This window comes from Tessaracoccus yangjingae (genome assembly GCF_054483935.1).
The window spans coordinates 2,960,368-2,985,521 of record NZ_CM137014.1; the positions used below are offsets into that span (position 1 = coordinate 2,960,368).

The following is a 25,154-nucleotide window of genomic DNA, read 5'->3' on the forward strand; positions in this document are numbered from 1 at the left end:
CACCTGCCGCGCCTCGCGCTGTGGGTGTGGACGCTGCTGGTCGTCCTGGTGACCCTCATCCCCGGCTTCTACCTGGTGCTGCGCGCCGGCGACGCCGGCCGGGCGGAGCTGGTCCGGATCCTCGCCGAGAGCAGGGTCGGCGAGCTGCTCGCCAACTCGCTGGCGCTCGTCGCGGCCGTCACGGCCCTCGCCTGCGTCCTGGGGGTCGGCCTTGCGTTCCTGGTGGAGCGCACGGACCTCAGCGGCCGTCGCTTCTGGCGGGCGGCGCTCGCCCTGCCGCTGGCGGTGCCGAGCTACGTGGCCGCCTACGCGTGGGTCTCCACCGTGCGCGCCGAGGGCTTCTGGTGGGCCGTGCTGATCCTCGGCCTCGGCACGTACCCCTACGTGTTCCTGTCCGTCTCGGCCGCGCTGCGGCGGGCCAACCAGAACGCCGAGGACGTCGGGCGGACCCTCGGCCTCACGGGCTGGCAGGTGTTCCGCCGGGTCACGTTCCCGCACCTGCGCCCGTCCATGGCCGCCGGCGCGCTCCTGGTAGCCACCTACGCGCTCTCCGACTTCGGCGCGGTCTCGCTGCTGCGCTACGACTCGTTCACGCGCGCGATCTTCATGAGCTACCGGGCCTCCTTCGACCGCACGACGGCGGCGGTGCTGGCCCTGGTGCTCATGGCATGCACGCTGGCCATCACCTGGGCCGAGATCAGGATGCGCGGGCGCGCCGGAAGGTCCGACGCCACCGTGCACCGGCACCAGCAGCGGGTCCACCTGCGCAGGTGGTCCGCCCCCGCCACCCTGACCGCGGGCCTCGTGCTGGTCCTGAGCCTCGGCTACCCCCTCGCCGTGGTCGCCGGCTGGTCATTCGTCGGGCGCAGCGCCGGGATCGACTGGCCGGACCTCGCCTCCGCGGCCTGGTCCACCCTGTGGATCTGCACGGTCGCCGCCGCCGTCATCGTCCTCGTCTGCCTGCCGGTGGGCTGGCTGACGGGGCGCTCCCGCTCCCGCGCCGCCGCCTGGACCCAGCACAGCCTCTACGTCGCGCACGCGCTGCCGGGGCTGGTGGTGGCCCTGGCGCTGGTGTTCTTCTCCGTCCGGTTCCTCGAGCCCTGGTATCAGCGGGTGCCGGTCCTCGTGCTGGCCTACCTGGTGCTCTTCGCGCCGCTGGCGGTGGGCTCCATCCGCAGCGCCGTGATGCAGAGCTCCCCCGCCCTGGAGGACGTCTCCGGGACCCTCGGCCTCGCCCCCGTCGCGACGTTCGTGAGGGTGACGCTGCCGCTGGCCGCGCCCGGGGTGCTGTCCGGCTTCGTGCTGGTGCTCCTGACCGCCATGAAAGAGCTCCCCGCGACCCTGCTGCTCAAGCCGACGGGCGTGGATACCCTCGCCACCCGGCTGTGGATGCACACCGACAACCTTTCCTACGCCGCCGCCGCGCCCTACGGCGTGGCGCTGGTTCTCACGGCGGTCCTCGCCACCCTGGCCCTCACGCTCACCGAGCGCGGAAGGAGAACCACATGAGCCTCGTCGTGCACGGCGTCGGCCATTCGTTCGACAGCACCGAGGTGCTGCGCGACGTCCACCTCACGGTGGCCAGGGGTCACCTGGCCGCGATCCTCGGGCGGTCGGGCTGCGGGAAGACCACGCTGCTGCGGATCATCGCCGGCCTCACAAGGCCGGACTCCGGCACCGTGCGGCTGGGCGGGCGCGACCTGACGGGGGTCCCCGCCCAGCGCCGACGCATCGCGCTCGTCCCCCAGGAGGGCGCCCTGTTCCCGCACCTCACCGTGGCGGAGAACATCGGCTTCGGCGTCCGCGGCCGCACCAAGCGCCGCCGCACCGCCGACATGCTCGACCTCGTCGGCCTGCAGCCGCTCGCCGACCGGATGCCCCACGAGATCTCAGGCGGGCAGGCGCAGCGCGTGGCCCTGGCCCGCGCGCTCGCCGTCGAGCCCGACCTGGTGCTGCTGGACGAGCCGTTCTCGGCGCTCGACGCCGCCACCCGCACCTCCATGCGCGCGGACGTGCGCCGCGTGCTCCACGAGGCCGGCACCTCGGCTGTGCTGGTCACGCACGACCGCGAGGAGGCGCTGTCGCTGGCCGACCACCTGATCCTCATGGCCGACGGCCGCGTCATCCAGGAGGGCACCCCGAGCGCCGTCTACGACCACCCGGTCAGCCCCGCCGCCGCCCTGCTGGCCGGCGACGCGTTCCTCCTGGACGCCGAGGCCGACGGCATGTCGGCGGTCACCCCGATCGGCCCGATCCCGCTGACCACCCCGGCGCACGGCCTCGGGCGCGTCGTGGTGCGCCCCGAGCAGATCACCCTCGACCCGCTCGGCCCGGTGTCTGCCCGCGTGGCGGACGTCACGTTCTACGGCCACGACGCCGACGTGGCGCTCTGCGACCTGCCGGGCGGCATCGAGATGGTCGCCCGGGTGCAGCGCGCGGCGTGCGTGCCTGGAGACCGGGTGAGGATCGCGGTGTCGCAGGCGGCGCTGTTCGCCGCCGCCTGAGCCAGTCCGCCCCACCCCGGCTGCTCGCCAGGAGTGCGCCAGATCGCCTAGGATGAGGCCAACCCACGGGAGAACCGGCCTCGGCCGGTGCCGAAGGAGCAACCGCCCCGGAATCTCTCAGGCCCCAGGACCGTGGGTATCGCAGGACACTCTGGAAAGAGGCCCACCAGGGCCCGCCGACGGATGGCAAGATCTCAGGCACACGGGACAGAGGGGGCGCCAGGGTGGGATCGGCCCACCCGAGAGCGCCGGGTTCCCGGCGGAAGGGGCGCCAGATGACCGCACCGAGGGCCACCGTCCTCCATGGCCTGCACACCGAGCTGGGTGGCCGCATGGTCGACTTCGCCGGCTGGGAGCTCCCGGTCCAGTTCGCGGGCGTGATGCCCGAGCACCTGCACACCAGGGCCCACGCCTCCCTCTTCGACGTGTCCCACATGGGCCAGGTCCTCGTCCGCCCCTCGTCCGGCGACATGGCCGACGCGGCCGCCTCGCTGGAGACCCTGCTGCCGGCCAGCATCGTGGGCCTTGCCCCGCACCGCCAGCGCTACGCGCTGTTCACCGACGACGACGGCGGGATCCTCGACGACCTGATGGTCTCCCACCACGGAGACCGGTTCCTGCTCGTGGTCAACGCCGCCCGCACCGCGCACGACCTGTCGTGGCTGGCGCGGCTCGACGGCGTGACGATCGAGCACCTCACCGACCGCGCGCTGCTGGCGCTGCAGGGGCCCGAGGCGGAGCGCGCGCTCGCCGGCCTCATCCCCGCCGTCGTCGACACGTCGTTCATGGACTCCCTTCCCATGGAGTGGGAGGGTCGCGAGGTGTGGGTGTCGCGGTCCGGCTACACCGGCGAGGACGGCTTCGAGATCTCCGTGCCCGCCGCCGACGCCGAGCGCTTCGCCAGGGCCCTGCTCGCCGTCGACGGGGTGCTTCCCGCCGGCCTGGGCGCCCGCGACTCCCTGCGTCTCGAGGCCGGGATGCCGCTCTACGGTCACGACCTCACCCCGGACATCACTCCCGCGGAGGCCGGCCTCGGGTGGGCCGTGCCGAAGGTGCGCCGCACGGGCGGTGCCCGCGAGGGCGGCTTCCCCGGCGCGGACCGGGTGTTGGCCGAGTTGAGCGCGGGCCCTTCCCGGGTGCGCCGCGGCCTCCGCCCCGAGGGCCGCGCGCCCATCCGCGAGGGCGTCGCGCTCTACGCCGACGACACCTCCTCCGAGCAGATCGGCACTGTCACGTCCGGCGGCTTCGGCCCGAGCGTCGGGCACCCGATCGCGATGGGGATGCTGCCCGCCGGCGCCGGCCCCACCGTCCACGCCGAGCTGCGCGGAAAGCGCGTGCCCGTCACCCTCGTCGACCTCCCTTTCATCACCCCGTCCTACAAGCGCTGAGGAGCAGAGCCATGATCCACTACACCGAGACCCACGAGTGGCTGGACGCCGACGGCGCCGAGGTCGCCATCGGCATCACCGACTTCGCCGCCGAGGAACTGGGCGAGATCGTCTTCATCGAACTACCCGAGGTGGGCGCCGAGGTGGCCGCCGGCACCGAGCTGGTGGTGATCGAGTCCGTCAAGGCGGCCTCCGAGATCATGGCCCCGGTCAGCGGCACGGTGACCGCGGTCAACGAGGAGCTCGTGGACAACCCGGGAGCCGTGAACGAGGACGCCCAGGGCACGTGGTTCGTGCGGATGACCGTCAACGACCCGGCAGACCTCGAGGGCTTCCTCGACGAGGACGCCTACCGCGCGCGGACCGGCGCATGACGGGCCGCTGGGAGCGGGTCGGGTACGACCCGGACGACTTCGCCAACCGGCGCCACATCGGCCCGAGCCCGGCCGAGATGGACCGGATGCTCGCCGCTGTGGGCGTCGGCTCGCTCGAGGAGCTCATCGACCAGACCGTGCCGTCGGGCCTGCGGCAGGCCGATCCGCTGCCGTGGGAGCCGCTGACCGAGTACCGGCTGCTCCAGCGCCTGCGGGAGGTGGGTTCCCGCAACCGGGTGCTGACCTCGCTGATCGGGCAGGGGTACTACGGCACCGTCACGCCCCCTGCCATCCAGCGCAACGTTCTGGAGAACCCCGCCTGGTACACCGCCTACACCCCGTACCAGCCGGAGATCGCGCAGGGCAGGCTCGAGGCGTTGCTCAACTTCCAGACCATGGTCGAGGACCTGACCGGGCTGCCGATCGCCAACGCGAGCCTGCTGGACGAGGCCACCGCGGCGGCCGAGGCCATGGGCATGGCCAAGCGCGCCGCCAAGTCCAAGGGCCACCGGTTCTTCGCCGCCGACGACCTGCACCCGCAGGTCCTCTCCGTGCTCGCCACCCGCGCCGAGCCGCTCGGGCTGGAGCTCGTCGTCGGGCCGGTCGACACCTTCGAGGCGGGCGAGGGCCTCTGCGGAGCGATCTTCGCGCACCCCGGCACGCACGGCCACGTGCGCGACCTCACCGCCGAGTGCGCCGCAGTCCGCGCCGCCGGCGGCGTGTCCATCGTCGCCACCGACCTGCTGGCCCTGTGCCTGATCACCGAACCCGGCGCCATGGGCGCCGACATCGCCGTCGGATCCGCGCAGCGCTTCGGGGTGCCGATGGGCTTCGGCGGCCCGCACGCCGCGTTCATGTCCTGCCGGGACGAGCTCAAGCGCACCATGCCGGGCCGGCTGGTGGGCGTCTCGGTGGACGCCCGCGGCAACCGGGCCTACCGTCTGGCGCTGCAGACCCGCGAGCAGCACATCCGGCGCGAGAAGGCCACCTCGAACGTGTGCACCGCGCAGGCGCTCCTGGCCGTGATGGCGTCGTTCTACGCCGTGTTCCACGGGCCGGTCGGGCTGCGAGCCATCGCTGAGCGCACGCACCTCATGGCCGCGACGCTGGCCGCCACGCTCCGCGCGGGCGGCGCCGAGGTGGAGCCGGAGCACTTCTTCGACACCGTCACGGTGCGCGTCGGTGTCGGGCAGGCCGGCATCCTCGCGGCCGCCGAGCAGCGGGGCGTCAACCTGCGCCGCGTCGGGCGGGACCGGGTGGGCATCTCGGTCGACGAGACCACGGACCTGGACGTGCTGTGGAGGGTGCTCGACGCCTTCGGGATCGACGTGCGTCCACAGCTCACCGCCACCCCCGCGCTCCCGGACGCGCTGCTGCGCTCCAGCGCCTACCTCACCCACCCGGTGTTCCACATGAACCGCGCAGAGTCGGAGATGATGCGCTACATGCGGCGCCTCAGCGACCGCGACCTGGCGCTCGACCGGGCGATGATTCCGCTGGGGTCCTGCACCATGAAGCTCAACGCCGCCGCCGAGATGACGGCCCTTACCTGGCCCGAGTTCGGCGCGCTGCACCCGTACGCGCCCGCCCACCAGGCGGCCGGCTACCAGGAACTGGTGGCCGACCTGGAGAGCCGGCTGTGCGCGATCACCGGCTACGACGCGTTCTCCATGCAGCCCAACTCCGGCGCCCAGGGCGAGTACGCGGGCCTGCTCACCATCGCCGCCTACCACCGCTCGCGGGGGGACGCGCGCGACGTGTGCCTCATCCCCACCTCGGCCCACGGCACCAACCCGGCCTCGGCCCAGATGGCCGGGATGCGCGTGGTGCCGGTCAAGGCCGCCGACGACGGCGAGATCGACCTGGCCGACTTCGCCGCCAAGGCGGCCGAGGCGGGCGACGCGCTCGCGGCCGTGATGATCACCTACCCGTCGACCCACGGCGTGTTCGAGGAGACGGTCCGCGAGGTGTGCGACATCACGCACCGGCACGGCGGGCAGGTCTACATCGACGGCGCCAACATGAACGCCATGGTGGGGCTCGTCCGCCCGGGCGACATCGGCGGAGACGTCAGCCACCTGAATCTCCACAAGACCTTCGCCATCCCCCACGGCGGCGGCGGCCCGGGCATGGGCCCCATCGGCGTGAAGGAGCACCTCGCTCCGTTCCTGCCTGGCGACCCGCGCACCGGCGAGCCGGGGGCCGTCTCGGCGGCGCCCCTCGGCTCGGCCTCCATCCTGCTGATCTCCTGGGCCTACGTCCTGCTGATGGGGGGCGCGGGGCTGACGCAGGCCACCCGCGTGGCGATCCTCAGCGCCAACTACCTGGCCGCCCGGCTGGGCGACGCGTACCCGATCCTCTACCGCGGCCGCAACGGCCGGGTGGCGCACGAGTGCATCGTCGACCCGAGGGCCTGGTCGGCGCACGGGGTGACGGTCGACGACATCGCCAAGCGCCTCGTCGACCACGGGTTCCACGCCCCGACGATGTCGTTCCCGGTGCCCGGCACGCTGATGATCGAGCCCACGGAGTCGGAGACCCTGGCCGAGCTCGACCGGTTCGTGACCGCGATGCTGGACATCGCGCGCGAGGCCGGAGAGGTGGTGGCCGGCGGGATCGATGCCGCCGACTCGCCGCTGCGGCGCGCCCCGCACACCGTCGAGGACCTGGTGGCGGAGTGGGACCGGCCCTACTCCCGTGAGCAGGGCTGCTTCCCCGCCGGCTCGTTCCGCGTGGACAAGTACTGGCCCCCCGTCGGCCGCGTGGACAACGCCTACGGCGACCGGAACCTGGTCTGCGCCTGCCCGCCCTGGGAGGGTTCGGAGTCCTGACCGCCGGCTAGCCGCCGCAGTTCGGGCCAGAGCTCCTCGACCTGGCGCACGGTGCTGGCCTGGTCGCCGGAGTTGTCGATGACCCAGTCCGCGGCGGCGATCCGGTCCTCCCGGTTCGCCTGGATGCGCACGCGCGTCCGGGCCTGGTCCGCGGTCATGCCGTTGCGCTGCATGAGGCGTCGGACCTGGATCTCGGTGGGCGCGTCCACCGCGATCACGTGGTCGAAGGCCTGGTGGAGGCCGGTCTCGACCAGCAACGGGATCACCTCGATCACCACGCTCCCCGGGGGTGCCGCCGCGAACAGCTGCTGCGAACGCTCCCTCACGAGCGGATGGACGATGGCGTTGAGGTCCGCCCTGGCGTCGTCGTCGACGAAGACGAGGTCCCCCAGCCGCGCCCGGTCGAGCGTGCCGTCCTCGCGCAGCATGCCCACGCCGAACCGTTGGACGATCCGCTCAAGCCCGGGTGAGTGGGGTGCCACCACCTCCCTGGCCAGCAGGTCCGCGTCGACGATGAGCGCCCCGAGGCGGGCGAACTCGTCGGCGACCATGGACTTGCCGGAGGCGATGCCCCCGGTCAGTGCGATGCGGGTCATGGCGGTCATGGTACGCCGAAGGGGCGCCGATCCTCATCGGATCGACGCCCCTCCGGGTGGCTGGTTCAGCGACCGCCGGTGAGCTTGTCCCGCAGAGCCTGCAGGGTCTCGTCCGAGGCGAGCTCGCCGGACCCCTCGGACTCGGTGGTGTAGCCGGTGCCGGCGAGGACGGCCGCGTCGCGGTCCGCGGTCTCGGCCGACTCGACCTGACGCTTGTGGGCCTCCCACAGCGAGTGAGCCTGGGCGTACTGGGCTTCCCAGGCAGCGCGCTGCTCGTCGAAGCCTTCCTTCCAGTCGTTGGTCTCCGGATCGAAGCCCTCGGGGTAGATGTAGTTACCCTGCTCGTCGTAGGACGCCTGCATGCCGTAGAGCAGCGGATCGAAGTCGTCAGCGGCGACGTCGACACCCTCGTTGGCCTGCTTCAGCGACAGCGAGACGCGGCGACGCTCGAGGTCGATGTCGATGACCTTGACCATGCGGTCGTCGCCCACGGAGACAACCTGCTCCGGGATCTCGACGTGACGCTCGGCCAGCTCCGACACGTGGACCAGGCCCTCGATGCCCTCGCCGACGCGGACGAACGCGCCAAACGGGACGAGCTTGGTGACCTTGCCGGGCACGATCTGCCCGATCTGGTGCAGACGCGCGAAGGTCTGCCACGGGTCTTCCTGGGTGGCCTTGAGCGACAGGGACACGCGCTCGCGGTCCATGTCCACCTCGAGCACCTCGACGGTGACGGGCATGCCCACCTCGACAACCTCGTTGGGGTGGTCGATGTGCTTCCAGGACAGCTCGGAGACGTGCACGAGGCCGTCCACGCCGCCCAGGTCGACGAAGGCGCCGAAGTTGACGATCGAGGAGACGACACCCTTGCGGATCTGGCCCTTCTGGAGCCCGGTGAGGAACGTCTGGCGCACCTCGGACTGGGTCTGCTCGAGGTAGGCGCGGCGGGACAGGACCACGTTGTTGCGGTTCTTGTCCAGCTCGATGATCTTGGCCTCGAGCTCCATGCCCACGTAGGGCTGGAGATCGCGGACGCGACGCATCTCGACCAGCGACGCGGGCAGGAAGCCGCGGAGGCCGATGTCGACGATGAGGCCGCCCTTGACCACCTCGATGACGTGGCCGGTGACGACACCGTCCTCTTCCTTGACCTTCTCGATCGTGCCCCAGGCGCGCTCGTACTGAGCCCGCTTCTTGGACAGGATCAGCCGACCCTCCTTGTCCTCCTTCTGCTGGACCAGGGCCTCGATCACATCACCGACCTGGACCACGTCGAACGGGTCCACATCGTGCTTGATGGAGAGTTCCTTGGAGGGGATGACGCCTTCGGTCTTGTAACCGATGTCGAGCAGGACCTCGTCCCGGTCGACCTTGACGACTGTGCCGGAGACGATGTCCCCGTCGTTGAAATACTTGATGGTTGCGTCAACCGCGGCGAGGAATTCCTCTTGGGTCGCAAAGTCGTCGACGGCGACCGTCGACGCCTCAGTGGAGGAGGTCATGTAGTAAGGACTCCGAAAAAGATGTGTGCGCACAGCGACCCTGTCGTGAAACGCGCGGTCCCTGCTCCGTCCGAGGAAACGCAGGCCACAGTGCCCGCCCAGCCTAGCCCCCATGCCGACTCAGAGCAACCTGATCCCGGCATGGTCCGCGACCTCCGAAGCCTAGTCGTTTCGGGCCGGGCCGGCCACTGCATAAGCTGGGCGGGTGACCACCGATCCGCCGCCGACGCGATCCCGCCTCCCCCTGCTCATCGTCCTCGCCGCTGCGCTCGCCGTCGTGGCCCTCATCGCGCTCATCATCCCGCGAGGTGGGCAGACCGATGCCCTGCCCGCGCCGTCGTCACCGCCGGTGTCGGTCGCCGCCTCCCCCTCGCCCGGGCTGCCCTCGCCCTCGCCGTCCCTGGCCTCCTCCGCGCCGGCGGGCAGCAGCTCGCCGGCGGCGTCACCCACGAGCTCGGCGCCCGCCGATTGCACCGATCCGGGTGGCGGGTTCGTCCCCACGCGGTTCGCCATCCCCGCCGTCGGCGCGGACGAGCGGGTGGTCTCCCTCAACCTGGATGAGGACGGCAACATCGCGGCTCCGCCGAAGGACGAGGCCCGGACCGCCTCCTGGTGGAACGCCGGCCCCATGCCGGGTAGCGACCAGGGGAAAGCGCTGCTGTCCATCCACACCTACCGCACCGGCAAGGCGCTCGGCAACGAGCTCTTCGCCGACGGGGAGCCCCAGCTGGCCAAGGGCGACCTCATCAAGCTCTACGGCGAGGACGGCAAGGTCCAGTGCTACGAGTTCACCGGCGCGACGAAGGTGTGGGTCGCGGACTACGACCCGCAGAGCGACGTGATGATCGACTACGAGGGTGAGCCGCAGCTGGCCATCATCATCTGCTGGGACTACACGAAGGCCACCGGCACCTGGGACTCGCGCATCTTCTTCTACGCCACGCCGGTGACGGCGGCCGCCTGAGCGTCGGCCGTTCGTCGGGCCCGGGGAAGGCAGCAAGGCGCGCCACTAGGGCGTGACTCTCGGCGAACCTCCGACGCCCGACTAGTGGGCGGCCGACTGCCAGGAGTCGCCCACCCCGACGGAGACCTCGAGAGGTACCGCCAGCGAGAACGCGCCCGTCATCTCGGCGTGCACCAGCGCGGTCAGCTCCTCGCGCTCCCCCGGCGCCACCTCGAACACGAGCTCGTCGTGGACCTGAAGCAGCATCCGGCTGGCCAACCCCTGCTCCGCGACGGCGCGCGCCACGTTGATCATCGCCACCTTGATCACGTCCGCCGCCGAACCCTGGATGGGTGAGTTCAGCGCCGCCCGCTCGGCCATCTCGCGCCGCTGCCGGTTCGTGGTGGTGAGGTCGGGAAGGTAGCGGCGGCGGCCGAGCATCGTCTCGGTGTAGCCGCGCTTCCGAGCCTCCTCCACCACCGAGGACAGGTACTCCCTGACGCCGCCGACGCGCGTGAAGTAGTCCTCCATGAGGACCTTGGCCTCGCCGACGGAGATCTTCAGCTGGTTCGACAGCCCGAACGCGCTGAGCCCGTAGGCCAGCCCGTAGTTCATGGCCTTGATCTTGGCCCGCATCTCGGCGGTCACGCCCTCGGGCTCCACGCGGAACACGAGGGAGGCCATCTCGTTGTGGAAGTCGCGGCCGGAGGTGAACGCCTCGATCAGGCCCTCGTCGCCGCTGGCGTGGGCCATGAGCCGCATCTCGATCTGCGAGTAGTCCGCCGACATCAGCGCCTCGAAGCCCGTGCCGGGCACGAACGCGGAGCGGATCTGCCGCCCGACTGAGGTGCGGATGGGAATGTTCTGCAGGTTGGGGTCCGTGGAGGACAGGCGCCCGGTGGCCGCGATGGTCTGCACGTAGGTGGTGTGGATGCGGCCGTCGTCGCGGATCGCGGCGAGGAGCCCGTCGACGGTCTGGCGCAGCCGGATCTGGTCGCGGTGGGCCAACAGGTGACCCAGGAAGGGGTGCTCGGTCTTGGCGAAGAGCTGCTCGAGCGCCTCGGCGTCGGTGGTGTAGCCCGACTTGGTGCGCCGGGTCTTCGGCATGTCCAGGTCCTCGAAGAGGACGGTCTGGAGCTGCTTGGGCGATCCGAGGTTCACCTCGTGGCCCAGGACGTCGTACGCGGCCTGCTGGGCGGCCGCGACCGCGCCGTCGAACTCGTCCCGGAGCGCCTGCAGCCTGTCGACGTCCACCGCGACCCCGGTCCGCTCCATCTCGGCGAGCGTGCGCTGCAGGGGCAGCTCGACGGTGGCCATGAGCGTGGCCGCGTTGCGCTCGGTCAGCTGCCCCTCGAGCGCCTCGGCCAGGTCGAACACCGCGCGGGCGTGCAGCAGCGCCCGGTCCATCGAGCCGTCATCCGCGTCACCGAAGTCCAGCGCCGCCTGCGGCGCGTCCGCGGCGCTCGGTTCGGCCGACAGCTCGCGCTGCAGGTAGCGCACCACCAGGTCGCCCAGATCGTAGGTGCGCTGGTCAGGCCTCAGCAGGTACGCGGCCAGAAGGGTGTCCTGAACGACGCCGGCCAGGTTCCAGCCCCTCGCCCAACAGGCCAGCATCGGACCCTTCGCACCGTGCAGCAGCTTCCCGCGCGACGGGTCGGCCAGCCACGCGGCCAGCGCCGCGTCGTCCTCGGGCGTCAGGTCCGCCGTGTCGAGGTATGCGCCGGCACCGTCGAGCGCGGCGAACGCGAGGGCGGTGATGTCCCCCGCGCCCCCGCCCCACTGCCCCACTGGATGCAGGGCAGTGCGGGTGGTGGCGTGCTCGTCGAGCCAGTCAGCCACCTCCCCCGCGCCGAGCCGCGACCCCTCGACCGCGAAGGACTCGGTGGCGACGGGCTCGGCCGGGGCAAGCTCCAGGAGCCGCTCGCGCAGGACCCGGAACTCGAGCGCGTCGAAGAGCTGGTGCACGCGCTCGCGGTCCCAGTCGCGCCTGGCGGCCTCGTGGAGCGGGAGCCCGAGGTCGAGGTCGCGGACCAGCGCGTTGAGGCGCCGGTTGCGCACCACGCCGTCGAGGTGCGCCCGGAACGACTCCCCCGCCTTGCCGGGGACCTGCTCCGCGCGGGCGACGAGGTTGTCGAGGCCGTCGTACTGCTCCAGCCACTTCGCCGCCGTCTTGGGCCCGACGCCTGGCACGCCGGGCAGGTTGTCGCTGGTCTCCCCCACCAGCGCTGCCAGCTCGGGGTAGCGCGCCGGCGGGACCAGGTACTTCTCGGTGACGGTCTCCGGCGTCATGCGCGCCAGATCCGAGACGCCCTTGCGGGGGTAGAGCACGGTGACGTGGTCCGAGACCAGCTGCATGGCGTCGCGGTCACCGGTGACGATGAACACGTCGTAGCCCTCCGCCTCCGCCTTGGTGGAGAGCGAGGCGATGAGGTCGTCGGCCTCGTATCCCGGCTTCTCGAGGTAGGGGATGTTGAGGGCGTCGAGTACGTCCTTGACCAGCGCCACCTGTCCCTTGAACTCGTCGGGCGACTTCGAGCGGTTGGCCTTGTACTCGGGGTACTGCTCGGTGCGGAAGGACTCTCGGGCCACGTCGAAGGTCACGATGAGGTGGGTGGGCTGCTCGTCGCGCAGCACGTTGATGAGCATCGACGTGAAGCCGAACACCGCGTTGGTGTGTTGGCCCGTCGTGGTGGCGAAGTTCTCCACGGGCAGCGCGAAGAACGCGCGGTAGGCCACCGAATGGCCGTCGATCAACAGCAGCTTGCCCGAGTCACTCACATCGGCGAGCCTACCGAAGGTGTGGCAGAGTCGGCCCATGAACCATGTGCCCCCCTGGCTCGCGACCGTCACCTCCCCCCTGGACCACAAGCTGGGGGTCGAGATCACCGAACTGTCGCCGGAGCGGGCGGTGGGGTCCATGCCCGTGGAGGGCAACCAGCAGCCCTTCGGGCTTCTGCACGGCGGCGCCTCGGGCGTGCTCATCGAGACCCTGGCGTCGATGTGCGCGATGACGTACGGGTACCCCGACCGGGTCGGTGTGGGCGTCGACCTCAACGTGACGCACGTACGGGCGGCCAAGTCCGGCCGCGTGACCGGCACCGCCACCGCCATCCACCTAGGCGGCCGCGTGGTCTCCTACTCGGTGGAGGTGGTCGACGACAAGGGCCGGACCACCGCCGTCGGCCGCCTCACCTGCCAGATGATCCAGCTGCCGCGCTAGGGCCACGACGGCGCCGCACCCGCCACGTCGTCGCGAGGGCGTGCACGACACGCCGCCTCAACCGCCCCCGCGCACCGGGCACGACACGCCGCCTCAACCGCCCCCCGCGCACCGGGCACGACACGCCGACCGAACCCCACCCCGACGCCGCCACGGCCCACGACCCACACACCCGACGGCTATTCGTGCACAGCCACACCGTCGCTCGGGCACCCACCCCCGCCCGCCGCCCTACACCGCGCACGACACGCCGCCTCGTCCGCACCCCGACGCCGCCACGGCCCTCGACCCACGCATCAGACGGCGTTTCGTGCACAGCCAGCCCTCGGCTCGGCACCCGTTCGCGGCGCCACCCCCGTTGCCCCCACCTCTGTCGCCTCGCCCCGACCGCGCACGACACGCCGCCTCAAGCGCACCCCGATGCACCCGAGGACCACGACCGTCACTCCCGACGGCGTGTCGTGCTCACCATGCGTTGTCCACAGGGCAGGAGAGGGGCGGAAGAATGGTCTGTCCACTCACGAGCAAGGAGGGGTGAGGATCTACCATTCCCGGGGCGCTGGCGGCGTCGTCACGCGCAAGGAGCTTCTGGCCGAGGGCATGTCCCGACGGCGGATCGAAGCGGCTGAGCTCGACGGCTCGCTGGTGCGAATCGACCGAAGTCGATACGCGCGCGCCGACGCCAACGCAGAGGTGGTCGCTGCAGCGCGGGCGGACGCCACCCTCACCTGCGTCTCGGCGCTCGCCGCCCACGGGCTGTGGACCATGCCCACCAGTGGACTGCACCTCCGACGCGGTGAGTATGGGATGCGCAGACGCGAACTGCCCGCAGGGGCCAGGCTCTGCTTCAGCCCATCCGGACCGACGCTCAAGCCCCTCGATGAGATTCCCGCCGCGCTCGCCGCCGCGATCCGGCATCACAGCCACGAGGAGGCTGTGATGGCAATGGACTGCGTGCTCCACCGGAAGCTGTTGACACGCGCGGAGCTGACCACGCTTCTTGACGGACACAGCCCTCACGCTCGTGACCTGCTCGCCAGGGCCGACTCCCGGACAGAGTCGCCGCTCGAGTCGATCACGCGGCAGCGCCTCCGCACGTCCGGCTTCCGCCCTCGGATCCAGGTGCCGGTGCCTGGCCTCGGACGCGTCGACATGATGATCGGACGACGACTGATCGTGGAGACCGATGGGCGGGAGTTCCACAGCGGAAACGAGGGCTTCGAGGAGGACCGACGGCGCGACCGCGTCGCCGCAACCCTCGGCCTGATCCCCATCCGGCTCACCTGGGTTCAGGTCCTCACGCAGTGGGAGGACGTGCTCGGCGACATCCGGGCCATTGCCTGCCGCACGGGTCGCCGTCGGCCGTGATCTCCTGGTCAGGTCACCGAGCCTCGTGCAGCGCGGCACGAATGTCCGCCTGGACCGGCCATCGGCGCCACAGTCGTACGCGGACACCGATTCCGACGGCGAGTCGTGCACGCGCTGGGACGGGGGCTGGACTAAGCGGGGCTGGGCGGGGGCGGAACTGGGCGCGGGAGATGGCGGACATGGGCACGAATGTCCGCCTGGACCCGCCATCGGCGCCACAGTCGTCCCCGGGAACCGATTCCGACGGCGAGTCGTGCACGCGATGGGGCGGGGTCGGGACTGGGCGAGGCAGGGTGGGTCGTCGGCACTGGGCACGAATGTCCACCTGAACCGCCGATCGACGCCGCAGTCATACCCCGAAACCGGTTCCGACGTCGTGTCGTGCTCGATGTGGGGGAATCCCGGGGTCAAGGCGGCAGACCTGGTGCCCTATGGGGCGGGCTCTGTTGGGGCGCCGCGGTGACCTGTGGCCAAGTGCGGCGGTGCCCTGTGAGTGGGCGTGGCGGGGTGGCGGGTCGCGCGGCCAAGGCAGGGGGCGGAGTGGTGCCCCTCCCCGCGACCCCTCGCGCTACTTCTTCTTGTGGGAGATGACGCCCTCAGCCACGTCGCGCATCGACTTGCGCAGGTCCATCGCCGTCTTCTGGATCCAGCGGAACGCCTCGGGCTCGGTGAGGCCGAGGTCCTGCTGCAGGATGCCCTTCGCCTGATCGATCACCTTGCGGGACTCGAGGCGCTCCTCCAGGGAGACCAGCTCGTCCTCGATTGCCTTGATCTCCTGGAACCGTCCCATGGCGATCTCGATGGCGGGGACCACATCCGAGGCGCCGAACGGCTTGACCACGTAGGCCATGGCCCCGGCCTCGCGCGCGCGCTCCACCAGGTCACGTTGGCTGAAGGCGGTCAGCATGACGACGGGGGCGATGCGCTCCTCGGCGATGATCTCGGCCGCGCTGATGCCGTCCATCTTGGGCATCTTCACGTCCATGATGACCAGGTCCGGCTCCAGCTCACGGGCCAGCTTCACGGCCTCTTCGCCGTCTCCGGCCTCGCCGACGACGTCATATCCCTCTTCGGTGAGGAGCTCGACGAGGTCCAGGCGGATCAGCGCCTCATCCTCGGCGACGATCACAGTGGGCTTCTTATTCATCCGTTGGTCACTTCTTTCCCGAGGCCGGCTCAGAGCTTGGCCTGCAAATACTGCGCTGATCCTACTCGGCATTGCCTCAGGATGCCCAGTCAGCGCGAAAGGCGGGGGTGTGGCACAATGATGCACGCCCTGCCCGCCCGGGTGGCGGAATGGTATACGCGGACGGCTCAAACCCGTCTGGCCGAAAGGCCTTAGGGGTTCGACTCCCCTCCCGGGCACCGGTTGAAACGCAGAAAGGGAGCCCCGCGGGGCTCCCTTTCCTTGTCTGTGTGGCTCAGCTCTCGCCGAGCTCCTTGACCTTGTGGACGCGCAGGTTGTTCGTCTTGCCGGGGATGCCCATCGGGGAGCCCGACACGATGACGATGCGCTCGCCGACCTCGATCATCCCGCGGTCACGCAGGTGACGGTCGACGGCTTCGACCATCTCCTCCTGCTCCGTGAACTCCGGGGTGATCTGGGTGTCCACGCCCCACGAGAGGGTCATGGTCTGCTGGGTGGACCGCTCGGGCGAGAACACCAGCATCGGGATGGGGGAACGAAGGCGCGACAGCCGCCGCCCCGTGTCACCCGACTTCGTGAACGCCACCAGGTAGCGGGCGCCGATGCGCTCGGCCACCTCGGCCGCCGCCTTGGCGAGGATGCCGCCGGTGGTGTGCGGGTCCCAGTCGATGATGTGGATCTCGGCGTGGCCCTCGCGCTCGGTCTTCTCGACGATGCGCGCCATGGTGGAGACGGTCTCCACCGGGAAGTCGCCGACGGAGGTCTCGCCCGAGAGCATGACCGCGTCCGCGCCGTCGAGGATGGCGTTGGCGACGTCCGAGGCCTCCGCGCGGGTGGGGCGCGGGTTGGTGATCATGGACTCGAGCATCTGGGTGGCGACGATGACCGGCTTGGCCCACTTGCGGGCGGCGCGGATGATGCGCTTCTGGACCAGCGGCACCTCTTCGAGGGGCAGCTCGACGCCCAGGTCACCGCGGGCGACCATGAACATGTCGAACGCGTCGATGATGTCCTGAAGGTTGGCGATGGCCTGCGGCTTCTCGAGCTTGGCGATGACGGGGACGTGGCGCCCCTCCTCGTCCATGATCTCGTGCACGCGCTTGATGTCGTCGCCGGAGCGGACGAAGGACAGGGCCACCATGTCGACGTCCTGGTGGAGCGCCCAGCGGAGGTCACGCTCGTCCTTGTCGCTCAGCGCGGGGACGGAGACGGCCACGCCGGGGAGGTTGATGCCCTTGTTGTTCGACACGGGGCCGGGGACGGTCACCTCGCACACCACGTCGGTGGCGGTGACCTCGACGGCCTTGAGGCCGACCTTGCCGTCGTCGATGAGGATCTGGTCGCCCACATTCACGTCGCCCGGGAGGCCCTTGTAGGTGGTCGAGCAACGATCCTGGTTGCCCTGGATGTCGTCGATGGTGATGGTGAAACGGTCACCGACCGCGAGGTGGACCTTCTGGTCGCCCTCGAAGCGGCCCAGGCGGATCTTGGGGCCTTGGAGGTCCGCGAAGACACCCACGGTCTTGCCGGTGGCCTCGGAGGCGGCCCGGACGTTCCTGAGGCGGTTGCCATGCTCCTCGTAGTCGCCGTGGCTCATGTTGAGACGGGCGACGTTCATGCCCGCATCCAGCAACTCGATCAGGCGGTCAACGGTCTCGGCGGAGGGGCCGAGGGTACAAACGATCTTTGCTCTACGCACGGGGCAACCCTACCGGAACGGGTCCCGTAGCGCAGCGGGGGTGGCGGGTAGCCCGCGCACCCGCTGACCGACGGTGGCCTCAGCCCTCGCGGACCACGTCGAGGGCGTGCGCCAGGTCGTCCGGGTACGGCGAGTCGAAGGTCACGTACTCCCCTGAGGTGGGGTGGGTGAAACCCAGCCTGACGGCGTGCAGCCACTGCCGCACGAGGCCGAGCCGGGCGGCCAGCACCGGGTCCCCGCCGTACAGCGGATCTCCGCAGCACGGGTGCCCGATGGCCGCCATGTGCACCCGGATCTGGTGGGTCCGACCCGTCTCCAGGTGGATCCGCAGCAGCGTGGCCGAGCGGTGCGCCTCGATGGTCTCGTAGTGGGTGACGGAGTGACGTCCGCCCTCGATGATCGCCATCTTCCAGTCCGAGCCGGGATGCCGGGCGATAGGCGCCTCGATGGTGCCCTCGAACGGGTCCGGATGCCCCTGGACCAGGGCGTGGTAGGTCTTGTCGACGGTGCGGTCCCGGAACGCCTGCTTGAGCACCGTGTAGGCCACCTCCGACTTGGCCACCACCATCAATCCGCTCGTGCCCACGTCGAGGCGCTGCACGATGCCCCGCCGCTCGGCGGCGCCGGAGGTGGAGATCCGCACGCCGGCCGCGGCCAGGTGCTCCACCACTGACGGGCCCTCCCATCCGAGGCTGGGATGGGCGGTCACGCCGACGGGCTTGTCGACCACGACCAGGTCGGCGTCCTCGAACACGATGCGCACCCCGTCGGCCAGGTGGGGCGACAGTCGGACACCGGCGGGCGCGGCGTCGTCCACCAACTCGAGCAGTTCGCCGCCGGCAACCCGCTGGGATGCCCTGGCGACGACGGCCCCATCGAGGAGCACGCCACCGGCCTCGATGAGCGCCTCGACCCTGGAGCGGCTGTACCCCGAGATGCGGGCCGCCGTCGCGTCGACGCGCCCCCCGGAGAGCGCGTCCGGGACGATGAAGACGCTCACGCCTCCACTGCCTTCGACGGCTCCTCGCCGGCGGCCTTCGCGGCGTTTGCTTCGGCGCGCTCGTCGCGGAAGCCGCCGATCACGATGAGGACCGCCGCCGAGGTGATGCACACGTCCGCCACGTTGAAGATCGCCCCGAAGTACTGGAGCTGGAACATGTCGATGACGTGGCCCCGCAGGACCGACGGCGGCTGGAAGATCCGGTCCACCAGGTTGCCGGTGATGCCCGCGAGCAGCAGGCCGAGGGCGACCCCGTGCCACAGCTTGGTGATGCGAGGGAGCGCGACCGCCAGGCACGCCACCGTGGCCAGTATGGCGAAGATGGAGAACACGATCGTGACGCCCGACCCCATGCCGAACGCCGCACCCGGGTTGCGGATCAGGTTCAGCTTCAGGAGGCTGCCCACCAACTCGACGGGGACGCCCGGTTCGAGGAAGGCGACGCTGGCCAGCTTGACCAGCTGGTCCACGCCCAGTCCGAGAAGCCCGATGCCGACGGCGATCCGCCTGATGCCGCGGCGTCGGGCGCTCAGCGCCGTTCCTCGCGCTGCTTACAGGTGACGCACAGGGTGGCACGCGGGAACACCTGCAGCCGACCCTTCCCGATGGGGTTGCCGCAGATCTCGCAGTTGCCGTATTCCCCGATGTCGAACAGGTGTATGGCGAGGCGTAGCTGCTCGGCCATCTCGCGCACGTTCTGCGCCAGCGACAGCTCCTGGTCGCGCTCGAAGTTGCTCGAGCCGACGTCGGCCGGGTCACGACCGGCGCCGTCGGTGCCGCCCTTGAGGAGTGCCTCGAGTTCGGCCTCCGTCGCCGCGATGCGCCGCTCGAGGCGCTCGAGTTCATCGTGGAGTTCGGCGCGCTGTTCGGCCACCTCCTCAGGCGTCCAGGGCTCCTCTCCTTCGAGGACCGGGAGCGCCGCGTTCGGCTCTACGGCTTTCTTCGACGTGGGCATTTGTCTGCTCTCCTGCTCAATGCTGTTCGGGAAGGGTACACCAAGGGAAGTACCGATCAATGCTGTTCGCGGCGGGGACGCGCGGGGCGGGATGAGATGACGCACCTCCGTCTGGTGCCCGCGCTCGGCGGTCCATCTCCAGTTGGAGGGCGTCAGATCGCCCGATCCGGTGTGCCGCGGCCCGACAAGACTGATCAGTGGTTCCCATGGCCGATCATGTCAACAGGCCGACGCCCTGGGGCGCCGGCCTGTGTCGAGTTCGGGTTGGTCTGCTACTGATCTCCGCCTGCCAGCGCGTCGAGGCGCGGGGTGTCGGAGCGCTGAGCCAACTCGGGCACGTCGTTGGGCTCCGCGTGGGCACCGTCGAGAGTGCTCATGAAGCGGTGCAGCACGCCGCTCATATTCTCGCGGAAGCTGGACTCGAAGCCCCGCAGGTGGTCCACCTTGGTGGTGAGCTCGGCCTGCTCGCGCTCCAGCTCGGAGAAGAGCTCGCGACGGCGCTCGGCGGCCTGGTGGTCCACTGCGGCCGCGCGGGAGGACGCCTCGTTCGTCATCTGTTCCGCGTTGACGCGGGCCTCGGACTCGATGCGCTCGGCCTTGGTGCGGGCGTCGGTCTTGATCTCGTTGGCGCGCTGGTCCGCCTCGTCGAGCTTGCGCTGGGCCTCGGCCTGAGCCTCGTTGACCAGCGTGGTGGCCTGGTCTGTGGCCATCTGCAGCAGGCGGGTGACGGCCGGGGCCGCCTCCTCGCTGGAGGTGACGGTGAGGTGCTGCACGCCGCCGGCGGAGGTGACCCGCTCGGAGCGGGACCTGTCGTACTCGGCGCGGACCTGCTCGAGCTGGTTGCGAAGCTGCTCGTTCTCGGCGGTGAGTTCGCGGACCCGCTGCTCGGAAGCGGCCAGGGAGGCGTTGACATCCCCACCCTCGCTGAGCGCTGAGTTGAGCCGATCCACCTCGGACCTGAGCGAGTCGATCTCGCGGTCCTTCTCCTGGAGGGCGGCCGCGCTGGCCCCGTTGTCGTCGCCACCACCGGAGAAGCTGCCCTGTTGCACCGACTCGAGCTCGCGGCGCATGCGCTCACGTTCCTTGTCGAACTCGTCGAAGGTCAGCTCCACCTTGTCGATGAACGTGTCGACGTCGCCCACCTGATAGCCGGTCTCGCCACGGCGCGACATGCGGAAGCGGATCTGGCGCACCTCATCCAGGGTCAGGCTCATAGTTGCTCCAATAGAAAAGTCGGATCGGACCGGTCAGGCCGGCTCGCTGTCAGGCTAGCGTAGCGCTTCGCGCACCGGCCAACAGCTACAGCAGGACTTGAAAGTTTGCATCAGAAGGGGATGAATCGAACGAGGGACTGCAGGATCTGCAGGCCGATGAACAGCACCAGCACACTGAGATCGAGCGACACATTGCCGATGCGCACCGGCTTGATCACCCTGCCCAGGGCCTTCACGGGTGGGTCCGTCAGCGTATAGACGAATTCGACGATGACCAGCACGAACCCACGCGGAGTCCAACCGGGAGCGAACATCGGGATCCATGAGAGAATCACCCGGGCCAGCAGGACCCAGATGTAGAGGCCGATCAGCCACCAGAGGATGTAGGCGACCATGGGCTCAGCTCTGGTTGAAGAAGCCGCCGGAGGCGATGCGCTCCTTATCCTCGGGGCCCACCACCAGATTGGCCGGGCACAGCAGGAAGACCTTGCTGGAGACCCGCTCGATGTTGCCCCTCAGCCCGAAGATCAGCCCAGCGGCGAAATCGACCAGGCGCTTGTCCTCGCCGTCCTCCATGTCCGACAGGTTCATGATCACGGGGATGCCGTCGCGGAAGTTCTCCCCGATGACGCGCGCCTCGTTGTAGGAGCGGGGCCGCACGCTGACGATCCGGCTCAGGTCTGCCACCTCCGGCTGCGGGACCGCCGCCACCGCCGTCGGGCGCCGGGTGGGAAGGGGAGCCACCTTGCTCATCTCTTCGCTCTCCTCGTCGACGTAGATATCGTCAGTGAGGTCTCCGTCGTCATGGGCCTCGTCACGGTAGCGGTCGTCTTCGACGAGCCCCATCCACGCAGCAAGCTTCTTCACGCCCACGGTGCCTCCTTCATTGATATGCCACGAGGCTAGCGCCCGACGCAACGGTTGAGGGCCCGACGCACCGAGGCGCGCCGATCACTTCATGAAGTCGGGGACGTCCAGGTCGTCGTCGTCATCCACGGGCCGGGGCGACGGCTGCGGCGCGGGCGAGGGCCTCTGGCCCGGCATGGGGCTGACCTGCGGGGCGAAGCTGGCAGCGGGCTGCGACACGGGGCGCGACGGCTGGCCCTGGCGCTGCTCGACCGGACGCGCCTGGCGCTTCTGGGGCTGGCCGCCGTCGAAGCCGGCCGCGATGACGGTGACGCGCACCTCGTCGCCGAGCGCGTCGTCGATGACGGTGCCGAAGATGATGTTGGCCTCGTCGTGCGCGGCCTCCTCGATGAGCTGCGCCGCGGCGGAGACCTCGAACAGGCCGAGGTCCGAGCCGCCGGCGATGGACAGCAGGACGCCGTGGGCGCCGTCGATGCTGGCCTCGAGCAGCGGCGAGGAGATGGCCATCTCGGCGGCGGCGCGGGCGCGGTCCTCGCCGCGGGCCGAGCCGATGCCCATGAGGGCCGATCCGGCCTGGCTCATGATGGACTTCACGTCGGCGAAGTCCAGGTTGATGAGGCCGGGGGTGGTGATGAGGTCCGTGATGCCGGAGACGCCCTGCATGAGCACCTGGTCCGCCTGCTTGAACGCGTCCAGGATGGCCACCTGGCGGTCCGTCATCTGCAGCAGCTTGTCGTTGGGGATGACGATGAGGGTGTCCACCTCTTCGCGCAGCCCCTCGATGCCGGACTCGGCCTGCGTGGAGCGGCGACGGCCCTCGAACGAGAAGGGGCGCGTCACCACGCCGATGGTGAGCGCGCCGAGCGAGCGTGCGATCTTGGCCACGATGGGCGCGCCGCCGGTGCCGGTGCCGCCGCCCTCACCCGCGGTGACGAAGACCATGTCGGCGCCCTTGAGCGCCTCCTCGATCTCGTCGGCGTGGTCCTCGGCGGCCTGGCGGCCCTTCGACGGATCGGCGCCGGCGCCGAGGCCGCGGGTCAGCTCGCGGCCGATGTCGAGCTTGACGTCGGCGTCGCTCATGAGAAGCGCCTGCGCATCCGTGTTGACTGCGATGAACTCCACTCCGCGGAGCCCGGCCTCGATCATGCGGTTGACGGCGTTGACGCCGCCGCCCCCGACGCCGACGACCTTGATCACCGCGAGGTAGTTCTGAGATGCGCTTGCCATGCCCTGAAGGCTATGGGAGCGTCGCGGCCAGCGTCCAACGCCACGTCGGATTCATGACGGATTCACCTCAAGTGCTACTTCAGGGTTCGTCCGCGGCGCCGCGCAGCCTCCACCCTCGAGGGCCTCGAACGCCGCCGTCGCGTCATTTGGTGGTGGGGTGGCGGGGGGCCGAGACATCGTAGACCTCGGCCTCCACCGACGCGAACAGCGCCGCCGCCACCTGGGACTTGAGCTCGGACTCCTCCGCGCTCCCCCACACCAGGGTGCGCCCCTCCGTGAGCGTCAGCGTGATCCGGTCCACCGCCTCCGCCGTCATCCGGCGCACCTCGGGCCGGACCGCCTCCGGGATGTGCGCCGCGACGACCGCGACATCGCGCAGCAGCCGCTCGTCGGTGCTGCTGCTGGTCACCTGGATGGTGTCGGGGCGCGGCTCAGGGGTGCGGTGGAACACCACCCCGTCGGCGTCGACCCAGTCCCACTCCCCCTCGCGCCTGCGCTGGAACGAAACCTCGCGCTCGGTCACCGCGACGGCGATCGTGTCGGGCGCCCGCCGCGACACCACCACCTCGCGCACCGGGGCCAACGACCTCACGCGCTCCGTGACGGCCGTCACGTCCTGCCGCAGCAGCGGCACGCCCATCTCGACGGCGGCCGCCGCGGTCACCTGATCGACGGTGAGCAGCGACGTGCCCTCGACGACGACGGCGCGCGTCTCGAACACCGGCGAGAAGAAGGCCAGCCATCCGCCCACCAGCAGCAGGACCACCGCCCCGGCCAGGGAGCCGCGCAGGATCCACCGACGGCGCCGCTCGGACATCCGCTTCTGCTGGAGCGCCTTGGCGAACTCGCCGGGAGGAAGCGCCTCCGTCACGACACCTGTGCGTCAGGCCGCTGCTTGAGCAGGTCCGCCAGGAGCGGGCCCACGATCGTGACGTCCCCGCAGCCGAGCGTGATGATGAGGTCTCCCGGGTGGGCGATCTCGTTGAGGGCCGCCGGCAGGTCGTACTTCTCCTTGACGTAGATGACGTCCTTGGCGCCGTGCCGGATGGCCGCGTCCACGACGAGCTCGCCGGTGACGCCGGGCACCGGGTCCTCGCGGGCGCCGTCGACGTCGTTGATCACCGCCACGTCCGCCAGCGTCATCACCTCGCCGAACTCGTCGGCGAAGTCGACGGTGCGGCTGTACAAGTGCGGCTGGAAGCAGGCGATGAGCCGGCCGGGCAGGCCCGTGGCCTCGTTGCCGGCGGCGGTGGCGCGCCTGGCGGCGGTCAGCGCGGCCCGGATCTCGGTGGGGTGGTGGGCGTAGTCGTCGTAGACGCGCACGCCGGCGGTGTCGGTGATGAGTTGGAAGCGGCGCAGCGTCCCCTCGAAGCGGCCGAGGGCGTCCACCGCCTCCTGGTGCGAGAGCCCGAGGATGCGGCCGACCGCGTAGGCGGCCGACGCGTTGGCGAGGTTGTGGTTGCCCGGGACCTGCAGCACGATGCGACCGGAGTCTTCGCCGTAGCTGATGGTGGCCGCGACACCGTTGCCGTGGGCCTCGACGTCGGTGATCCGCACGTCCGCGTCCTCGGCCTCGCCGTAGCGGATGATGTGCTTGGCCTCGCCCACCAGGGCGTCGGCGAGCGCGCGGGAGCCGTGGTCGTCGACGTTGATCACCACGTGCTGGACGGGGGGGCGGGTGGCGTAGGCGCGGAAGCCGTCGGCGTAGGCCTCGGGGGTGCCCCAGTTGATGAGGTGATCGGCCTCGACGTTGGTGATCACGGCGATCTCGGTTGGGTACTGGAGGAAGGAGGCGTCGGACTCGTCCGCCTCGACGACGAACGCGGGCCCGGAGCCGATCGCCGAGCTGGCGCCGGTGGTCGACAGCGGGGCGCCGATGACGTAGCTGGGGTCCCGCCCGGCCTCGCTGAGCATGATGGCGGTCATGGCGGTGGTGGTGCTCTTGCCATGCGTGCCGGCCACCGACACCCCGCGCTTGCCCTGCATGAGGGCGGCGAGAGCGGCGGAGCGGTGCCAGATGCGCAGACCGCGGCGGCGTGCCTCGACCAGCTCCACGTTGTCGGCGCGGATGGCGGACGAGATGACGACGGTCCGCGCGTCGCCCAGCTGCGCCGCGTCGTGGCCCACGTAGGTGGTGACGCCCGCGCGCGCGAGGTTGCGCAGCGCCGTCGAGTCCGAGCGGTCGGAGCCGGAGGTCTTGATGCCGAGCTCGGCGTAGAGGCGGGCGATGCCGCTCATGCCGGAGCCGCCGGCGGCGATGAAGTGGACGGGACCGACCTGCGCGGCCGGAACGACCTCAATGGGATTGAGGAGCAT

Annotated in this window: 22 protein-coding genes, 1 tRNA gene and 1 riboswitch; of the genes, 9 read left to right on the top strand and 14 right to left on the bottom strand. The window is 70.5% G+C overall.

Annotated elements, in window-relative coordinates:
- The first annotated feature begins 24 nt into the window (after positions 1–24).
- The 5 genes from ACX1D3_RS13380 (at position 25) to gcvP (ending at position 7,097) form a co-directional block, all read left to right on the top strand.
- Entirely contained in the window at positions 25–1,509 is a 1,485-nt protein-coding gene (locus ACX1D3_RS13380) for an ABC transporter permease (protein ID WP_458994320.1), read from the top strand.
- The gene (locus tag ACX1D3_RS13385; protein ID WP_458994321.1) at positions 1,506–2,504 is read left to right on the top strand and encodes an ABC transporter ATP-binding protein; all 999 of its coding nucleotides are present in this window, start codon (positions 1,506–1,508) and stop codon (positions 2,502–2,504) included. Before ACX1D3_RS13380 ends, ACX1D3_RS13385 begins: the two co-directional genes overlap by 4 nt.
- Positions 2,505–2,560: 56 nt before the next feature.
- Positions 2,561–2,647: riboswitch (glycine riboswitch) on the top strand.
- A 132-nt stretch (positions 2,648–2,779) separates the two neighbouring features.
- Complete coding sequence (gene gcvT, locus ACX1D3_RS13390; protein WP_458994322.1) at positions 2,780–3,892, top strand: glycine cleavage system aminomethyltransferase GcvT; 1,113 nt, start codon at positions 2,780–2,782, stop codon at positions 3,890–3,892.
- Between the two features lie 11 nt (positions 3,893–3,903).
- Entirely contained in the window at positions 3,904–4,266 is a 363-nt protein-coding gene (gcvH, locus tag ACX1D3_RS13395; RefSeq protein WP_458994323.1) for a glycine cleavage system protein GcvH, read from the top strand.
- Complete coding sequence (gene gcvP / locus ACX1D3_RS13400) at positions 4,263–7,097, top strand: aminomethyl-transferring glycine dehydrogenase (RefSeq protein WP_458994324.1); 2,835 nt, start codon at positions 4,263–4,265, stop codon at positions 7,095–7,097. Before gcvH ends, gcvP begins: the two co-directional genes overlap by 4 nt.
- Here gcvP and coaE read toward each other — a convergent pair.
- Both coaE and rpsA read right to left on the bottom strand, forming a co-directional pair.
- Positions 7,040–7,693, bottom strand: a complete 654-nt coding sequence (gene coaE / locus ACX1D3_RS13405; protein ID WP_458994325.1) for a dephospho-CoA kinase — start codon at positions 7,691–7,693, stop codon at positions 7,040–7,042. The two genes, gcvP and coaE, sit on opposite strands and share 58 nt — an antisense overlap.
- Before the next feature lie 65 nt (positions 7,694–7,758).
- Complete coding sequence (rpsA, locus tag ACX1D3_RS13410; RefSeq protein WP_458994326.1) at positions 7,759–9,198, bottom strand: 30S ribosomal protein S1; 1,440 nt, start codon at positions 9,196–9,198, stop codon at positions 7,759–7,761.
- A gap of 205 nt (positions 9,199–9,403) precedes the next feature.
- On the opposite strand from rpsA, the gene ACX1D3_RS13415 reads away from it, so the two are divergent.
- Positions 9,404–10,162 (top strand): class F sortase, encoded by a 759-nt coding sequence (locus tag ACX1D3_RS13415; RefSeq protein WP_458994327.1) that lies wholly within the window; start codon positions 9,404–9,406, stop codon positions 10,160–10,162.
- Positions 10,163–10,243: 81 nt separating this feature from the next.
- Here the strand turns inward: ACX1D3_RS13415 and polA are convergent, their stop codons facing one another.
- Positions 10,244–12,958, bottom strand: a complete 2,715-nt coding sequence (gene polA / locus ACX1D3_RS13420) for a DNA polymerase I (protein ID WP_458994328.1) — start codon at positions 12,956–12,958, stop codon at positions 10,244–10,246.
- Here polA and ACX1D3_RS13425 point away from each other — a divergent pair.
- The gene (locus ACX1D3_RS13425) at positions 12,957–13,361 is read left to right on the top strand and encodes a PaaI family thioesterase (RefSeq protein ID WP_458994329.1); all 405 of its coding nucleotides are present in this window, start codon (positions 12,957–12,959) and stop codon (positions 13,359–13,361) included. The two genes, polA and ACX1D3_RS13425, sit on opposite strands and share 2 nt — an antisense overlap.
- Positions 13,362–13,895: 534 nt before the next feature.
- Entirely contained in the window at positions 13,896–14,729 is an 834-nt protein-coding gene (locus ACX1D3_RS13430; RefSeq protein ID WP_458994330.1) for an endonuclease domain-containing protein, read from the top strand.
- Between the two features lie 568 nt (positions 14,730–15,297).
- Here the strand turns inward: ACX1D3_RS13430 and ACX1D3_RS13435 are convergent.
- The gene (locus ACX1D3_RS13435) at positions 15,298–15,876 is read right to left on the bottom strand and encodes an ANTAR domain-containing response regulator (RefSeq protein ID WP_458994331.1); all 579 of its coding nucleotides are present in this window, start codon (positions 15,874–15,876) and stop codon (positions 15,298–15,300) included.
- Positions 15,877–16,011: 135 nt separating this feature from the next.
- Between ACX1D3_RS13435 and ACX1D3_RS13440 the strand changes: the two genes are divergently transcribed.
- Positions 16,012–16,094: transfer RNA gene (locus tag ACX1D3_RS13440), tRNA-Leu, on the top strand.
- Positions 16,095–16,150: 56 nt separating this feature from the next.
- Here ACX1D3_RS13440 and pyk read toward each other — a convergent pair.
- From pyk to murC, 10 genes are all read right to left on the bottom strand, one after another.
- A complete protein-coding gene (pyk, locus tag ACX1D3_RS13445; RefSeq protein ID WP_458994332.1) occupies positions 16,151–17,575 on the bottom strand; it encodes a pyruvate kinase in 1,425 nt (474 codons plus the stop codon).
- A 79-nt stretch (positions 17,576–17,654) separates the two neighbouring features.
- Entirely contained in the window at positions 17,655–18,575 is a 921-nt protein-coding gene (locus tag ACX1D3_RS13450) for an RluA family pseudouridine synthase (protein WP_458994333.1), read from the bottom strand.
- Entirely contained in the window at positions 18,572–19,108 is a 537-nt protein-coding gene (locus tag ACX1D3_RS13455; RefSeq protein WP_458996558.1) for a signal peptidase II, read from the bottom strand. Before ACX1D3_RS13455 ends, ACX1D3_RS13450 begins: the two co-directional genes overlap by 4 nt.
- Positions 19,105–19,530 (bottom strand): TraR/DksA family transcriptional regulator, encoded by a 426-nt coding sequence (locus ACX1D3_RS13460; protein WP_458994334.1) that lies wholly within the window; start codon positions 19,528–19,530, stop codon positions 19,105–19,107. Before ACX1D3_RS13460 ends, ACX1D3_RS13455 begins: the two co-directional genes overlap by 4 nt.
- A 272-nt stretch (positions 19,531–19,802) precedes the next feature.
- Positions 19,803–20,744, bottom strand: a complete 942-nt coding sequence (locus tag ACX1D3_RS13465; protein WP_458994335.1) for a DivIVA domain-containing protein — start codon at positions 20,742–20,744, stop codon at positions 19,803–19,805.
- A gap of 110 nt (positions 20,745–20,854) precedes the next feature.
- Positions 20,855–21,139, bottom strand: a complete 285-nt coding sequence (locus ACX1D3_RS13470; RefSeq protein WP_458994336.1) for a YggT family protein — start codon at positions 21,137–21,139, stop codon at positions 20,855–20,857.
- Positions 21,140–21,143: 4 nt separating this feature from the next.
- Positions 21,144–21,590, bottom strand: a complete 447-nt coding sequence (locus ACX1D3_RS13475; RefSeq protein ID WP_458996559.1) for a cell division protein SepF — start codon at positions 21,588–21,590, stop codon at positions 21,144–21,146.
- 105 nt (positions 21,591–21,695) lie between these two features.
- On the bottom strand, positions 21,696–22,838 hold the full coding sequence (ftsZ, locus tag ACX1D3_RS13480; protein ID WP_458994337.1) for a cell division protein FtsZ: 1,143 nt from the start codon (positions 22,836–22,838) through the stop codon (positions 21,696–21,698).
- Positions 22,839–22,980: 142 nt separating this feature from the next.
- Positions 22,981–23,709 carry a cell division protein FtsQ/DivIB gene (locus tag ACX1D3_RS13485; RefSeq protein WP_458994338.1) on the bottom strand — a complete coding sequence of 243 codons (729 nt, stop codon included), beginning with the start codon at positions 23,707–23,709 and terminating at the stop codon, positions 22,981–22,983.
- Complete coding sequence (gene murC / locus ACX1D3_RS13490) at positions 23,706–25,154, bottom strand: UDP-N-acetylmuramate--L-alanine ligase (protein ID WP_458994339.1); 1,449 nt, start codon at positions 25,152–25,154, stop codon at positions 23,706–23,708. Before murC ends, ACX1D3_RS13485 begins: the two co-directional genes overlap by 4 nt.